The sequence below is a fragment of the Parabacteroides sp. AF19-14 genome (genome assembly GCF_003635485.1).
Taxonomy (GTDB): domain Bacteria; phylum Bacteroidota; class Bacteroidia; order Bacteroidales; family Tannerellaceae; genus Parabacteroides; species Parabacteroides distasonis.
On sequence record NZ_QTMJ01000010.1, the window covers coordinates 113,984 to 129,121 of the forward strand.

13 protein-coding genes and 2 tRNA genes are annotated in these 15,138 nt (G+C 44.1%); 3 read left to right on the forward strand and 12 right to left on the reverse strand.

Annotation, left to right across the window (positions count from 1 at the left end):
• Positions 1-30: 30 nt before the first annotated feature.
• A complete protein-coding gene (gene gdhA / locus DWX33_RS11810) occupies positions 31-1,365 on the forward strand; it encodes an NADP-specific glutamate dehydrogenase (RefSeq protein ID WP_005868539.1) in 1,335 nt (444 codons plus the stop codon).
• Between the two features lie 98 nt (positions 1,366-1,463).
• Here the strand turns inward: gdhA and ruvC are convergent, their stop codons facing one another.
• Together ruvC and DWX33_RS11820 are read right to left on the reverse strand one after the other, a co-directional pair.
• Positions 1,464-2,021, reverse strand: a complete 558-nt coding sequence (ruvC, locus tag DWX33_RS11815) for a crossover junction endodeoxyribonuclease RuvC (RefSeq protein ID WP_005858764.1) — start codon at positions 2,019-2,021, stop codon at positions 1,464-1,466.
• Positions 2,018-2,332, reverse strand: a complete 315-nt coding sequence (locus DWX33_RS11820; protein ID WP_005868538.1) for a DUF4286 family protein — start codon at positions 2,330-2,332, stop codon at positions 2,018-2,020. Before DWX33_RS11820 ends, ruvC begins: the two co-directional genes overlap by 4 nt.
• 86 nt (positions 2,333-2,418) lie before the next feature.
• Between DWX33_RS11820 and DWX33_RS11825 the strand changes: the two genes are divergently transcribed.
• A tRNA-Ala gene (locus DWX33_RS11825) sits at positions 2,419-2,492 on the forward strand.
• Positions 2,493-2,940: 448 nt separating this feature from the next.
• Here the strand turns inward: DWX33_RS11825 and DWX33_RS11830 are convergent.
• The 10 genes from DWX33_RS11830 to DWX33_RS11875 all read right to left on the reverse strand — a co-directional run bounded on the left by DWX33_RS11830 (position 2,941) and on the right by DWX33_RS11875 (position 13,852).
• Positions 2,941-3,366, reverse strand: a complete 426-nt coding sequence (locus DWX33_RS11830) for a DUF5053 domain-containing protein (RefSeq protein WP_008772583.1) — start codon at positions 3,364-3,366, stop codon at positions 2,941-2,943.
• 46 nt (positions 3,367-3,412) lie between these two features.
• Complete coding sequence (locus DWX33_RS22560) at positions 3,413-3,580, reverse strand: hypothetical protein (protein ID WP_008772584.1); 168 nt, start codon at positions 3,578-3,580, stop codon at positions 3,413-3,415.
• Positions 3,581-3,688: 108 nt separating this feature from the next.
• Positions 3,689-3,982: a hypothetical protein gene (locus tag DWX33_RS11835; protein ID WP_122377459.1), complete on the reverse strand. Its 294-nt coding sequence runs from the start codon at positions 3,980-3,982 to the stop codon at positions 3,689-3,691.
• Between the two features lie 561 nt (positions 3,983-4,543).
• Positions 4,544-4,616: transfer RNA gene (locus DWX33_RS11840), tRNA-Thr, on the reverse strand.
• 39 nt (positions 4,617-4,655) lie between these two features.
• Positions 4,656-5,117, reverse strand: a complete 462-nt coding sequence (locus DWX33_RS11845) for a hypothetical protein (RefSeq protein ID WP_008772585.1) — start codon at positions 5,115-5,117, stop codon at positions 4,656-4,658.
• Between the two features lie 62 nt (positions 5,118-5,179).
• Positions 5,180-6,214 carry a DUF6340 family protein gene (locus DWX33_RS11850; RefSeq protein WP_036618298.1) on the reverse strand — a complete coding sequence of 345 codons (1,035 nt, stop codon included), beginning with the start codon at positions 6,212-6,214 and terminating at the stop codon, positions 5,180-5,182.
• A gap of 38 nt (positions 6,215-6,252) precedes the next feature.
• Positions 6,253-7,104 carry a sugar phosphate isomerase/epimerase gene (locus DWX33_RS11855; RefSeq protein ID WP_122380459.1) on the reverse strand — a complete coding sequence of 284 codons (852 nt, stop codon included), beginning with the start codon at positions 7,102-7,104 and terminating at the stop codon, positions 6,253-6,255.
• A 73-nt stretch (positions 7,105-7,177) separates the two neighbouring features.
• Complete coding sequence (locus tag DWX33_RS22875) at positions 7,178-9,034, reverse strand: sensor histidine kinase KdpD (protein ID WP_233570176.1); 1,857 nt, start codon at positions 9,032-9,034, stop codon at positions 7,178-7,180.
• Between the two features lie 24 nt (positions 9,035-9,058).
• Complete coding sequence (locus DWX33_RS11870; protein WP_122380460.1) at positions 9,059-11,050, reverse strand: sensor histidine kinase KdpD; 1,992 nt, start codon at positions 11,048-11,050, stop codon at positions 9,059-9,061.
• Positions 11,051-11,230: 180 nt separating this feature from the next.
• Positions 11,231-13,852: a valine--tRNA ligase gene (locus tag DWX33_RS11875; RefSeq protein WP_005868508.1), complete on the reverse strand. Its 2,622-nt coding sequence runs from the start codon at positions 13,850-13,852 to the stop codon at positions 11,231-11,233.
• 367 nt (positions 13,853-14,219) lie between these two features.
• On the opposite strand from DWX33_RS11875, the gene DWX33_RS11880 reads away from it, so the two are divergent.
• Positions 14,220-15,134: an RluA family pseudouridine synthase gene (locus tag DWX33_RS11880; protein ID WP_087346012.1), complete on the forward strand. Its 915-nt coding sequence runs from the start codon at positions 14,220-14,222 to the stop codon at positions 15,132-15,134.
• Positions 15,135-15,138: the final 4 nt, after the last annotated feature.

Here is a 15,138-nt window from a genome sequence, read left to right on the forward strand (position 1 = left end):
AATGTTATCCTTTTAAAGAATATAAATGCTATGAAGACTGAAGTTATTTTATCAGCGCTAGAGGCAAAACATCCGGGAGAAAAGGAGTATTTGCAAGCAGTAAAAGAAGTGCTTTTATCAATTGAGGAAGTGTACAACCAACATCCGGAATTTGAGAAAGCGAAAATCATTGAACGCCTAGTTGAGCCGGAACGTATTTTCACTTTCCGTGTGCCTTGGGTAGATGATAAAGGTGAGATACAAGTTAACTTGGGATACCGTGTTCAGTTCAACAACGCAATCGGCCCGTACAAGGGAGGTATCCGTTTCCACCCGTCCGTTAACTTGTCTATCTTGAAATTCTTAGGATTCGAGCAAACATTTAAAAACGCTTTGACAACCCTTCCGATGGGTGGTGGCAAAGGCGGTTCCGATTTCGCTCCGAGAGGAAAGAGCGACGCCGAGATCATGCGTTTCTGCCAAGCGTTTATTCTTGAATTATGGCGTAATCTTGGTCCGGACAGGGATGTTCCGGCAGGCGATATAGGTGTAGGTGGCCGTGAGGTTGGTTATATGTACGGTATGTACAAGAAATTGGCTCGCGAGAACACAGGTACGTTCACGGGTAAGGGCATGGAGTTCGGAGGTTCTATCCTTCGTCCGGAAGCTACCGGCTTCGGCGCTCTTTACTTCGTACATCAAATGTTGGAGACTCACGGAATCGATATCAAGGACAAGACGGTCGCCATCTCCGGTTTCGGCAACGTGGCTTGGGGTGCCGCAACAAAGGCAACCGAGTTGGGCGCTAAAGTGGTTACTATCTCCGGTCCTGACGGATATATCTATGATCCGGCGGGTATCTCCGGCGAGAAGATCGACTATATGTTGGAATTGCGTAATTCCGGAAATGATATCGTAGCTCCTTACGCAGACGAATTCCCGGGCTCTACCTTCTATCCCGGCAAGAAACCTTGGGAACAAAAAGTAGATATAGCCTTGCCATGCGCTACCCAGAATGAGTTGAACGAGGCTGACGCTCGTAAGTTGATCGAGAACAAGACTTTGTGCGTAGCTGAGGTTTCTAACATGGGTTGTACGGCTGAGGCTGTAGACTTGTTCATCGAGCATAAGCAATTATTCGCTCCGGGTAAGGCTGTCAACGCCGGTGGTGTAGCTACTTCCGGATTAGAGATGACTCAGAACGCTATGCATATCTCATGGACCGCCGCCGAGGTAGACGCTAAATTACATCAGATCATGAGCGCAATCCACGAACAATGCGTAGCTCACGGTAAAGATGGCGAATATATCAATTATGTAAAAGGCGCAAATATCGCAGGCTTCATGAAAGTAGCGAAAGCTATGATGGCTCAAGGTATCGTATAAGAATAAGGTCAGTTTAGGCTAAATAAAAACATAGTTATGAATTCTTTGAACCTTAGTTATGGTTTGAGAATTTCATAACTATGTTTTTTAAGCTCATATCAGCGGACTTTCCCGGGGTTCTTAGCGATAAAATCCTTCCATCCCGTATACTTCTTTTCCGAGATCGGATTATTGGTTTGGAAATAATGACAAACAGCCGCCGCCAACCCATCCGTAGCGTCCAATTGCGGAAGCATAGACTCATCCGGTATCTTCAGATAGCGTTGTAGCATGCCGGCCACTTGTTCTTTCGCCGCATTTCCATTCCCCGTGATCGAGAGCTTGATTTTTAGAGGGGCGTACTCGAAGATCGGGATATCCCGCTCCAAGGCCGCCGCCATCGCTACTCCTTGTGCCCTTCCGAGTTTCAACATACTCTGTACGTTCTTCCCGAAGAAAGGCGCCTCGATAGCCAACTCATCCGGATGGTATTGATCGATCAAGGCCAAGACCCGTTCGAATATCTTACGCAGACGGAGATAATGATCCTCATATTTATTCAATTGCAGGATTCCCATAGCTTCCAGCTTCGGTTTATTCCCCTCGATCTTCAAGATTCCGTATCCCATCACGATCGTACCGGGGTCTATGCCTAATATAATACGGTCCTTGATCATTTAGGTAGCTCTATATCTTCCAACAGGGTAGAGAATCCAGCGATCTTCTCTTTATAACGTCCTATCAAATCTTGCTGCAAGGCTCCGCCTTCCTTACGCACCCACTCATTCAACGAATCGATATCCCTCGTATGAAACTGTACGGAAAAACTTTCACCTTCCTCATTCCGCGAATCCAAGATCCGTCTCAAATAAGGACTATAAAGGATACCGCTCTCGGAGGCTTTCGGTATATAACTATTCTTCAAATATTCCAGACACTCATCCACGATATCCTTATGGATATGAAAAGTCGTATTATAAACTATCATCTTCTTTCCTTTCTCTTGAAATTTCTTATACAAAGATAGCGCATATATCAAGAAAAGCCTTATATTTGCACATGAATTAACAAGACGGGGCATTAGCTCATCTGGCTAGAGCGACAGACTGGCAGTCTGTAGGTGATCGGTTCGAGTCCGATATGCTCCACAATTTAGCATATATCAAACATTTAGGGAATATCCAGCAACGGGTTTCCCTTTTGTCATTGATACTCTCTATGAGGCTTAGCAGGTATTGGTGTATTAGGTATCAGCCAACCTCTTGTCATAGTCACATATTCAGGGTAATCAGTTAAGACATGCGGCATTTAGTTTAAAACTCTTCTATACCCACACATTTATTTATTTTTTGTGAAGGAGGAATAACTCTTGAAACAGAAGGCTGTTGTGTATAATTTTGCATAAAGGTTATTTTTAAGGGAAACTACAATATATTATTAATCCTAGCCCAATAAAATCAAGGCCAATTGTAATTGGTTTACAACACCTAGAAAATAATATTGTGCAATGTAAAAATGAGGAAACCTTACGAGAAAAACAAGAAAGCCCCACTTTAAAATAAAGCAGGGCCAAAATTATTGTCAAACACTTCGAGCTTAAGCAAACTTAAGCGCAGTTTCATTTATCCTCTTACTCAAATCTAGCAGAGCTTCCGCAAAACGTTTACGTTCCTCTTCCGTAAATTGAGCGGGTTTACCATTAACCTTATTTCCATTTAAACGCTGGTAAAGCCAGTTCTTACTTTTTCCAAAATAAGCCTTCGCTATATAACTCAAAGAGATTGCATTCGCGACATCTCCTAATTCCAAAGCAAGTTTAACATCCTGCAATTCATTCTTAATCGCACGTAATCCTTCACGAGTAGAATCGACAAAAGCCTCACGTTCTTCCCCGGGCATTGATTCCATCTTACGGGCACGCTCTTCTTGAAACATCGCACGCTCCTCGGGAGACAGACTTTGGAACTTTTCAAAATCAGCCTGCATGTCCGCAGTTGGTAAAAATTTTGATAAGTCTCTCATAAATATATTATTTTTATCCCCCCAAAAGAGGGGTCTTGTTTATTACTCAGTTTTTTAGTTTTTCTTCGATCTCCGCAATCATATCCAAAATATCATTGATATATTGCTCGAACTCTGGATCTCCTTTTATTACTCGATTCCCTGTATGGAATTCAAAAAGCAACTTTAGGTTTTCCATTTGTTGAACGAGCTTCTCTCGCTCTTCTTTTGTCATCGACTTAAAATTTATCGTTAATACTCGTTTGGGTTGACAGCACAAATCTAATAATCCAAAGATTATTATACAAATAATCTTCGGATTATTTTCTGCAGTTTTATAGTACTAACAGATCATACCTGCACACCAACATTTGCTGAATGAATCCAGCTCTTCCCTCACTATTAGCAAGAAGGAATATAGGTCGTTATCCCTGCCTTGAATTGGTATGATAACGCTCAGAGCCGCATCTAGCATCTTATCGCCTTTACAGGATAAGGCTTGTACCCTTTTCTCCACCTCAAGGCATAATTCCACCTTGTCTGGCTCAGAACACCTTTGAAGTTTCACCATCAATTTCATAATGGCTCTACAATCGTACAATAAGGAAATTCGTTCTACAAAAGTGAATAATCCCATAAGACAAAATTTAAAGTTGCTTACCAGTTCCCTCTGGTAAGCTATTAAACACAAAAAAGGCGCAGGAACTACTGAATACTACCATCGTGAGGCTCTCGACTGCCCATCTCTAAGTAATAAACAATAGCCCTACGCCCCTATGGAGTATATTGTCCTTTCACAATGTGGAAAGGTATATAACAACATAGCGAGCGAGGGCGTTCTTGCCTATTATCCTTAGAGATTGAAATTGTCGAGATTTCACGATAGGATAATATGTCAAACGCACTTCGTTAACTAAATATGTCTTCCATCAGTGACCTAACGCCTTAGGTGTGACGGACTATAATGCAAAGTTACTAAATCGTTTGAATTGGAAAGAACTTATGGCTTATTAAATGCAAGGTAAACTTAATGAATATATCTAGGGGGGAGGTAGACATGAGGTCGTTCTTCTGTCCGGAATTAAAGGTAGGACATCTAAACTTGGAGCCCTATCGAGGAGTTAATTGTATGTAAATGGTATGTATTATCAACACAAAAAAAGGCAGCTACCATTACGATAGCTACCTTATCATGAAGAGCCGAAAGCCGGACTTGAACCGGCGACCTACGCATTACGAATGCGTTGCTCTACCAGCTGAGCTATTTCGGCAACATTTGTTTCTTTATTTCGGGCGCAAAGATACAGGGTTTATTTGACATCTGCAAGAAGATTCGCTAAAAAATCATCTAAATCCGCATCTAAATCTTTTAATAGAGGATCGTCCAGACGAAGCACATCATCGTCTATGAAGAGAAGTTCCTCTATCACAACAAAATCTTCATCAGTCAAGCTAACAGAAAGAGGTTTCATGAACCGGGGAGCGTCAAAAATATTCTTGGTGGATAAGATCGTAAGGACCGCCTTCACCGAAGCGGCAACCCGCTTATTGAATGCGTTCTCCTCCTCGTTCGAGTTCACCCAATCGAAGATAACGATCTTTTCGATCAAATGCTCCTCATCATCATAAATTTGCAGTTCCCCGCTTTCCGCATCGGCCTGCACATATAAGTCGCTTATAAAATTACCGGACTCATCCTTGGCCAGCTTTTCAATAGCCGACGTAAAAGCATTCTCGATGAGGGATTGAACCTTTGCTATATTTGCGTTCATATATTAATTCTCCTTTATTCGAATATGCGTCAAAAGTAATAATAATTCACCGAATAACGCCGTTAATCCTCACCAAATTGCACATTTAGTTTCTTATCGGAACGAATTCGTTCGGCCAACGCCTGCACATAGAGTTCCAATAATTTGGTACTCTTATCATTATCACCACTATTACGCTTGAATAAATCGTATGATTTATGAGCCCACTCATAGGCTTCTTTTAAATCTCCTCTCATCTCATGGCATAGGGCCAGATTAGAGGCCGCCTTCGCCCGGCTTTTCCAGTTTTCCGTACCCCGGTAAAGCCCGGACCAACGATCTTCCGCCATATCCCATTTCTCATTAGCCGCATAAGCGGAAGCCTCTTTCCAACGTGAACCCATTCCGGTAAAGTACCAACGAGTCTCCTTCTCCCAATGAGGAACAAAATTAGCGTAGACCTTCGCCCCGAAATATTTACCGGCTCCACGCAAAGCATTCTCCGGAGAGGGCAATACCTTATCCAAGATCGGCATATAATCCGCACTTTCCGCCCAATAAATACTATCTTTCATATGTACCGTCGCCAGTGGAGCCTCACGATCGGGAACGTAACTGCGTATCACGCCAGCCATCTGCACGTCGATCATTCCCATTACATACCCTTCGCCCAAGGTACCTACGCTTTTCTTCATATCGAACAGCAAGCGGTCGATGGAGATAACCGCATCGGCACCGGTCTCATCGCATAGCGACGCTACTTGCCCTTGGGTAAGTTTCGTATCCAGAAACGCCTGATTATCTTTTCGAACCGCATCATGGTAAAGCAATACGTCGTTAAAATAAGAAGCCTCCACGATAGCCTCCCCTAAAGTACGGCAAGCGTCAAACAGCGCACTATCCGCTTTCGCTTTGCAAGTATCCTGCTTTTCTCCCTGCAAGGTGTATTCGTAACCCGCATCCTCCGGTTGGGGGACGGCATTGTTTACGATAAGTACTTTAGCGACATTCTCTGGAAATGTCACCTCCGCAGGATTATACGTCTCGATACCTACATAATTAATCGTGCTACAAGCGGACAACAAACCCGCTATGCCTATAAAAAGAATGCTTCTCATCTTCATCTATTTAAAAGGGGGCGATTTACGCCCCCACATTATGTCAAATCACTCACAGCCTTGAAATAGCCGATAGACTCCGCGATCCCCAAGAATGGGTCTTTCATGTCTTTCTCGTATTCCAAGCTACACATTCCCGTGTAATTAACTTCCCGCATCATACGGATCAGCGCAGGGAAGTCGATCTTTCCACGACCGATCTCGATCCCGACTCCCGCCTTCGAAGAATCCGTCACGTCCTTGATATGCATATCAAACACCCGGGTGTGGTATTTCTTCAAGTCGGTCACAGGATCACAGCCGTTTCGCAAGTCATGTCCGACATCCAGACACATACCTATACGGGGGTCTAAATCCTTCGTATGCTCCCAAACGTCCGTAGCGTCGGGATACGTCTTGATATCAGGACCGTGCAAGTGGATGGCGTAATGGAAGTCATACTCCTTCACTTTTTTATCCACATAGGGTAAAAGCTCGTAATTCGGGACACCGACGATCAACTTCACTCCTACCCGCTTCGCATAATCAAACGCACGGTCTATCTCTTCCTCGCTCTTCATATAAATAGGACCTACGGCATATCCCGTCACTTTATGGGCAGCGCATTTATCATGAAAAGCCCTAATCTGCTCATCCGTACTATTCAACGGCAAATGGAAATCCTTGATGCAAAGATAATGGATATCTAATCGTTCCAACGTCTTCAACGTCGTATCTAAATCAAAATTAACGAAAGTATATCCCGCCATTCCCAGATGGAATGGATTTACGGCCTTCGGAGCCTTTGGTTTTACAGGGTCCGGCAAACCGGCCTTAGCGATAGCGGAAGTCCCCAACAAGAGAGCCCCGGCCAATCCTTGCTTAAAAAATAAACGTCTTGAGTGTTTCATGGTTTATATTATATATAATAATGTATACTATCATCATAAACAGTTTTCACCCCGCAAGATAATAAAAAGATCTTTACGAGCCAGCATTCGGACGAATCAGTGGCAAAGTTACATAAAAGATCGAGCCTTTTCCCAGCTCAGAGGTAACCCATATCTTTCCTCCCATTTGCTCTACCAATCCCCGACAGATAGCCAATCCCAGTCCAACGCCTTTGCTCCAACTGTCCAATTGGACAAAACGGCTGAATATGGAATCGATCTTATCTCTCGGTATTCCCTCTCCGCTATCCTCCACGAAAAACTCGACAGAAGCCGCCGTTCTCTTATATCCAAAACGGATGAACCCCTTCTCGGTATGCTTGATCGAATTCGTGAGCAAATTCGTAAGGATTTGTGTCAAGCGGTTCTTATCAGCCTCCATCACCAAGGCCTCGCAGTCGCTCAGTCGCAACTCTATGCCCGACGGCATACGCAACAAGATCATGCTATAAATCTCTTTCATCAGTAAACCAATATCCAGCTCCTTATAAATCAGAGGCATGGAATTTGACTCGATCTTAGAAAGATCGAGCACATCCCCGATCAACCGCTGCAACAACTCATTATTACTTTGGATGATATTTGAGAACTCAAGCCTTGTCTCCCGGTCTTCCTCATCCACCAATACTTGCGAGAAACCTACGATAGCGTTCAAAGGTGTCCGTATCTCATGATTCATGTTCGCTAAAAATGCGGACTTTAGGCGATCGGCTTCCTCCGCCTTTTCCTTAGCCCTCTCTAGCCTCAATCCGTACCGATGCCGGGAATACGAGATATATCCCAAGAAGCAACAGATGATCATCAAAATCGCAAGACCTCCCCCCATTGTCAATAAATTAGCACGTAGATGGCTCGCATCCAGTTCCATCTTCTTATTTGCCAATTCCAGTTTATCCACATCATGCTGGTTCCTCAGCATAGCCAAATCCGCATAAAATTCGGCGCTCATAAGCGAGTCTTTCAAATGCGTATATATTTGATAGGTCTTAGCGGATTTTATCCCCTCCCCTTTCTGTAAAAGGATATCCGCCTTTTTCGCCAACATCAATAGTATTTGGGTATTCTTCTTTTCAGAGCTAACGATAGAGAGTAACGTATCGACAAAGGTTAGAGCCCTGTCATAGTCTTTTATAAATATAGAATAGTCCAGCTCCAAGTTCATAACCGTTTGAGTCTCTCTAACTAAATTCGCCTCTTCCACACAACGTTTGGTCAATATTAAATGCGAATGGGCTAATTTGGCATCATTCATCTCGATACCTTGAACCGCATACGAACGGTGATAGAGATACTTAAGGTAATTCACCGACATCTCTTCATTCAATTCCGTAATCCCATTCCCGTCACAATAGTCGATATAGGCTTTCAACTTCTCCAGATAGCGTTTCCTTGTCTCGACCATCCTCCCTTTGTTCAATATCTGGCGAATGATATAAATCCGCTTGGGCAAAGGGGTGTCACGCTCCTCCATTCCCTGAAGCACCTCTTCGTATAAGGCGATACCTTCACTCATGAATCCCGTCTCGATATAAAAGTCCGCTAACGCTTGGTTCGCCATATCGGCACCCTCCGGGAAATTCAATTCTTTAGAAAGGGCCTTCAACGCATTCACCTCCCGCAGAACCCCATCATCCTCCCGGCGGCTCGTCATGGTATAGATATTCCAGCCTTTTACCCGAAACAGGTCCTCAATACGCCCTACCTCCAAAAACACAGGCTCCGCCTTTTGTATGAAATAGCGCATACTATCCGTATTTTTCGAATAGTAATAGCGAATTAGCCTATACAATTCGTCCGCCTCCTGCCGGCGCAAGCTATCACTCCCCGCCGCCAATATACGAACGGATGACAGTAAAAGCAGGAATAGGAAAATAATACGTAGTTGTCTCATACCGCAAGATTATAATAATTATCACTACGAGCTTATCCTCGGCCGTATCAATGGCAAAGTCACATAGAAGACAGAGCCTTCACCTACCCTCGAAGTAACCCGGATATTTCCACCCATCTGTTCAACCAAGCCTTGGCAAATAGCGAGCCCCAAGCCAACCCCCTTACTCCAGTTATCCAATTGCACGAAACGGCTGAATATCGTATCGATCTTATCTTCCGGTATTCCTTCTCCACTATCTTGCACGAAGAACTCCACGGATAAAGCCGATCTCTTATATCCGAAACGAATAGATCCCTCTTGTGTATGCTTGATCGCATTCGTCAACAGATTTGTCAGGATTTGAGTCAGACGATTCCGGTCAGTCTCCATAACCAGCTCCTCACAATCATATAATTCAAGCTCCACCCCCTCATGCATACGCAATAGGATCATGCTATAAATCTCTTTCATCAAGGTAGGGATATCTTGGTCCTTATAAATGAGAGGCATCGAATTTGACTCGATCTTGGATAGGTCCAGGACATCCGCGATTAACCGCTGCAACAGCTCGTTATTATTCTGGATAATGTCCGCAAACTCTTGTCTTGTTTCCCGATCCTCCTCATCAACCAATACTTGTGAGAAACCGACAATGGCATTTAATGGAGTACGTATCTCATGATTCATATTGGCAAGGAAAGCCGATTTCAGACGATCGGCTTCCTCCGCCTTATCTTTTGCCTGTTTCAATTGCAATCCATATTTATGCCGTGAATAAGAAATATACCCCAAAGAGCAACAAACCAGCAACAATAGAACAAGCCCTCCACCCATCACCAATAATTTCGTACGTGAATGAGCCGCCTCCAATTCCATCTTCTTATTTGCCAATTCCAATTTATCCACGTCATGACGAGCTCGTAAATTCGCTAAATCATTATAAAATGCAGCATTAGTCACTGAATCCTTCAAACTGATATACTCGCGATACGCATCCGCAGCCTCCATTCCATGACCTGAATTATAGCATATTATGGCCTTATCCTTCATCAATCCCAATACGGATACCGCCCTCTTACGTTGTAAGCAATAATCAATTAACTCATTAGCCAATGCTTTCCCCCGCTCATAATCGCCCGATATCCGATAATAGAGTAAACGGATATTAGAAATCGAGAGATATTCATTCCTCATGTTACAGTCTTTAACCAACTTCTCTGCACGAACTAGATGGTAAGATGTGAGGGAGACATCTTTCTTATCAATACCCAGCAAGGCGTAACTACGGTGATAGAGATATTTAACATAATATAAAGGAGTATCTTCGTCTAATTCCTCTATTCCTTTTTCTTCGCATTCCACGATATACTCTTTCAATTTCTTTAAATAAAACAGTCTCTTCGATGCTTGGATATTTTCATTTTGTAAATGCCGGATAACGGTAATCCTTTTGGCCAATGGGGAATCCCTTTTCTCCATATCCAGGAAAACCTCCTCATACAAGGCGATTCCCTCCGCGTCAAATCCCGTACTGAAGTAAAAATCCGCCAGGGCTTGATTCGCCATATCGATACCATCCGGAAAATCAAGTTCGCTGGATAGATCTTTCAATGCCTGTACATTCTCTAGCACCCTTTCCTTCTCGCCATTACTCGATAAAGCGTAAATATACCATCCTTTAATCCGGCAAAGATCCTCATAACGTTTTTGGGCTAAATAAATAGGCTCGGCTTTCTTTATGAAAAAATGCATACTGTCTATATTCCGGGAATAATAATACCGGATGATCTGGAACAAAGCGTTGCCTTTATAAGTATCATCCTTACTCAACTCCGCCTCCTTGAGCAATCTATCCGCATAATATTTATAATCCAGCCCTTGTCCTTTATCACTAGCAAGTTCATCCAACTTCACAAGCCTGTCACCCGAAGGCATTTTTGCCAGCACACATTCCATGCTATCGATATCAGTGGCCGCAGTAGCTACAAATATTGGGGTAAGAGATAAATATATTATTAACAGTATGTTTCGCATTTAAAGTTTACAAAATAGACATCAATTAGTTAACGTGTGGCAAGTTAGTAAAATTTAGACAACAGCGTATCATTATTTACAAGTTTAATATTATAATTTTCAACTCAATCAACAAAAAAGCCTATATCAATCAAAGAAAGATTGATATAGGCTCTTATTTCAAAGAAACAGCTGTTCTCTTTATTTTGTCAAGGCGGCGATACTTTCCTCGATAGACTTAATCTTCGATTCGGCATCGGCTTGCTTTTTCTTCTCCATCTCGATTACTTTCGCCGGGGCTTTGCTTACGAAATTCTCATTGCCTAATTTCTTCATGACAGAAGTCAAGAAACCTTTTTGGTATTTCAATTCTTCTTGAAGCTTAGCCAACTCTTCTTCCACATTGATCAGATTGCCTAAAGGTACGGCATATTCAGTCGTACGTACCAAGAACGATACAGCGCCGGCCGCTTTCTCCTCTACCTTGGAGATGGAAGAGAGGTTACACATCTTAGCGATCACAGCGTTGAATGCCTCATTGTGCTCACCCACGATCTGCAATTCCAGCGCATCCTTATTCGGTATATTCTTTTGCAAACGAATTGTACGGACACCGCCAACGATCTCTTTCACGATCTCGAAAGCATCCAAATAAGCGCTATCCGCAACAGCTACTTCCGGCATTTGGGCAACCATCAAGCTCTCACCTTCCTTACGAGGCTCAAGGGCTTGCCATAATTCCTCGGTAATAAACGGCATGAAAGGATGAAGCAAACGAAGCAAGGCATCGAAGAAACCGAGTGTAGCCTCATAAGTAGCCTTGTCGATCGGCTGCTGATACCCCGGTTTTACCATCTCCAGATACCATGAGGAGAACTCATCCCAGAACAATTTATAGACAGCCATCATCGCCTCGCTCAGACGATATTTACTGAAAGAATCGTCTACCTCGGCGATTGTCTTATCCAGCTGCATCTTGAACCATTTCACGGCGATAGCGGAAGCCTCCGGCTGGGCGATCGTATCGTCTACCGTCCAGCCCTTCACCAAGCGGAAAGCGTTCCATATCTTATTATTGAAGTTACGTCCTTGCTCGCACAAAGCATCATCGAAAGGAATATCATTTCCGGCAGGAGCCGCGAGCATCAAGCCCATACGTACGCCGTCCGCACCGTATTGCTCGATCAATTGCAACGGATCGGGAGAGTTTCCTAAAGATTTGGACATCTTACGTCCCAGCTTATCGCGAACGATACCCGTAAAGTAAACGCTCTTAAACGGCATTTTCCCTCTGTACTCATAGCCGGCCATAATCATACGGGCTACCCAGAAGAAAATAATATCCGGTCCGGTTACCAAATCACTGGTCGGATAGTAATAATTGATTTCCTCATTATCCGGGTTATTGATACCGTCGAACAGGGAGATCGGCCACAGCCAAGAAGAGAACCAAGTGTCCAATACGTCCTCGTCCTGACGCAAATCAGACATGGTCAGATTCGGGTTACCGCATTTCTCTTTCGCCAGTTCCAAAGCTTTCTCTTCCGTCTCGGCTACCACGTAACCGCCTTCCGGTAAGAAGTAAGCTGGGATACGGTGCCCCCACCAAAGCTGACGGCTGATACACCAGTCCTTGATATTCTCCATCCAATGGCGATAGGTATTCTTGAATTTCGGCGGATAGAACTTGATATCGTCGTTCATGACCGGCTCCAAGGCGATCTGGGCTAGATGTTCCATCTTCAAGAACCATTGCATAGACAATTTCGGTTCGATAGGCACGTTCGTACGCTCCGAGAAACCCACCTTGTTCTCGTAAGCCTCTACCTTCTCCAAAAGGTCAGCGTTACGCAAGTCTTCCTCGATTTGCTTGCGGACATCAAAACGATCCATGCCCACGTACAGGCCAGCGGCCTCGCTCAGCGTACCGTTATCGTTGAATATATCGATAGAAGGCAAATTATATTTCTCGCCCAACATATAGTCGTTTACATCGTGTGCCGGGGTCACTTTCAAACAGCCCGTACCGAACTCTATATCTACGTAATCATCCTCGATCACCGGAATCTCACGGCCTACCAGCGGAACGATCACTTTCTTTCCTCTCAGATGTTGGTTCTTCGGGTCGTTCGGGTTGATACACATCGCCGTATCTCCCATAATCGTCTCCGGACGGGTAGTGGCGACAATGGCGTATCCCTCCTCGCCTACGATCTTATAGCGAAGATAGTACAACTTACTATGCTCTTCCTTATAGATAACCTCCTCATCGGACAGGGCCGTCAACGCCTTCGGGTCCCAATTCACCATACGGACACCCCGGTAGATCAAACCTTTCTTATATAGATCGACAAAAACCTTGATAACGCTCTCCGAACGTTTCTCGTCCATCGTGAACGCCGTACGATCCCAATCGCAGGAAGCACCCAATTTACGAAGTTGCTTCAAGATAATGCCGCCATGCTCTTCTTTCCATTCCCAAGCATGCCGCAAAAACTCGTCGCGAGTCAGATCGGTCTTCTTGATTCCTTGCCCGGCCAAACGATTCACCACTTTCGCCTCCGTTGCGATCGAAGCATGGTCCGTACCCGGTACCCAACAAGCGTTCTTACCCATCATACGGGCACGGCGAACCAAGATATCTTGGATCGTATTGTTAAGCATATGTCCCATGTGCAATACGCCGGTGACGTTAGGGGGCGGGATTACAATCGTATACGGCTCACGGCCGTCTGGCTTTGACTTAAAGAAGCCGTTATCCAACCAATACTGATACCACTTCCCCTCTACTTCAGCGGGATTGTACTTACTAGCGATTTCCATATTTTTATAACTAATTAGTCTTTACACATTTCTCGATCCGCAAAAGTACAAAAAATATAGACAAAAAACGCTGAGCATCGGGAAATATAGTCGGCCGAGACAATAGGCATTCCCTGTCGGACACGCCACTATTCTACAAACCACGACGTGGTTTATACAGACCAAGCCGTGGATTGTACAGATCACGACGTGATTTATAAGGACCACGCCGCTATTTTGAAAATAGAGTGAATGGCAATTACTTTTACATCCGGGGATTTGAAGGTTTATTCCTATAACAAGCAAACTATTTATAACGGTTTTTCTATTCCGCGCTATTGCAGTTTCGCGTAAATGCCTGTATCTTCGCGTACTATAAAAAATAGATATGAGAAAGCGATCTGAGTATAAAGGAGGGGATAATCGACGTAAACCCTCTAAAGAACGACGGGTAACGGTGGGTGAAAGTAACACTTTGCTACCTTTCCTGTTCGAGTTATTAAAAGAACAAAGCCGTTCATCCGTGAAAGGATTATTGAGCAGGGGACAGATCTCGGTAAACGGGAAAGTCACCCGGCAGTTCGATGCCCCGCTGAACCCTAACGATACGGTCGGAATCAACTATGGAAGAGGGAAGGTGGAATTCAACAATCCGTTACTTAGAATTGTTTGGGAAGATGATGACCTCATCGTGATCAACAAGAGGGAAGGCTTGCTATCCGTATCTACCGATCGTGTTAAAGAGCGTACGGCATATCGCTTATTAAGCGATTATGTGAAACAATCCGATCCTCGTAATAAGATATTCGTTTTGCACCGTCTGGATCGGGATACGTCTGGTATCATGATGTTCGCTAAAAATCAAGGCGTAAAGGAACAACTTCAATCCAACTGGAGCGAAATGATTACCCAACGTACCTATGTAGCGGTAATAGAAGGCAGGCCGGAGAAAGATACGGATTTGATCGTTTCCAATCTTGTTGAGAATAAGAATATGCAAGTGTATGTGACGTTGGAGGGAGACGGAAAAGAAGCGATCACTCGCTACCGCCTGTTACAAACGAACAATAGCTATTCGCTTCTGGAACTGGAACTGGAAACGGGACGTAAGAACCAAATCCGCGCCCAGATGCAATCTATCGGTCACCCGGTAGCCGGCGACACCAAATATGGAGCGGAGACGAATCCTGCGGGACGTTTGATGCTTCATGCCCGTAAACTCTGTTTTATCCACCCGGTAACGGGAGAGGAAATGCGTTTTGAGACCCGGATTCCGGAGATCTTTTCATCAACAGCAAAGTAACTTT

Coding starts and splice junctions, on each gene's coding strand:
- gdhA (WP_005868539.1), top strand. CDS start 31: ATGAAGACTGAAGTTATTTTATCAGCGCTAGAGGCAAAACATCCGGGA.
- ruvC (WP_005858764.1), bottom strand. CDS start 2,021: ATGATCAAGGACCGTATTATATTAGGCATAGACCCCGGTACGATCGTG.
- DWX33_RS11820 (WP_005868538.1), bottom strand. CDS start 2,332: ATGATAGTTTATAATACGACTTTTCATATCCATAAGGATATCGTGGAT.
- DWX33_RS11830 (WP_008772583.1), bottom strand. CDS start 3,366: ATGAGAGACTTATCAAAATTTTTACCAACTGCGGACATGCAGGCTGAT.
- DWX33_RS22560 (WP_008772584.1), bottom strand. CDS start 3,580: ATGACAAAAGAAGAGCGAGAGAAGCTCGTTCAACAAATGGAAAACCTA.
- DWX33_RS11835 (WP_122377459.1), bottom strand. CDS start 3,982: ATGGGATTATTCACTTTTGTAGAACGAATTTCCTTATTGTACGATTGT.
- DWX33_RS11845 (WP_008772585.1), bottom strand. CDS start 5,117: ATGAACGCAAATATAGCAAAGGTTCAATCCCTCATCGAGAATGCTTTT.
- DWX33_RS11850 (WP_036618298.1), bottom strand. CDS start 6,214: ATGAGAAGCATTCTTTTTATAGGCATAGCGGGTTTGTTGTCCGCTTGT.
- DWX33_RS11855 (WP_122380459.1), bottom strand. CDS start 7,104: ATGAAACACTCAAGACGTTTATTTTTTAAGCAAGGATTGGCCGGGGCT.
- DWX33_RS22875 (WP_233570176.1), bottom strand. CDS start 9,034: ATGAGACAACTACGTATTATTTTCCTATTCCTGCTTTTACTGTCATCC.
- DWX33_RS11870 (WP_122380460.1), bottom strand. CDS start 11,050: ATGCGAAACATACTGTTAATAATATATTTATCTCTTACCCCAATATTT.
- DWX33_RS11875 (WP_005868508.1), bottom strand. CDS start 13,852: ATGGAAATCGCTAGTAAGTACAATCCCGCTGAAGTAGAGGGGAAGTGG.
- DWX33_RS11880 (WP_087346012.1), top strand. CDS start 14,220: ATGAGAAAGCGATCTGAGTATAAAGGAGGGGATAATCGACGTAAACCC.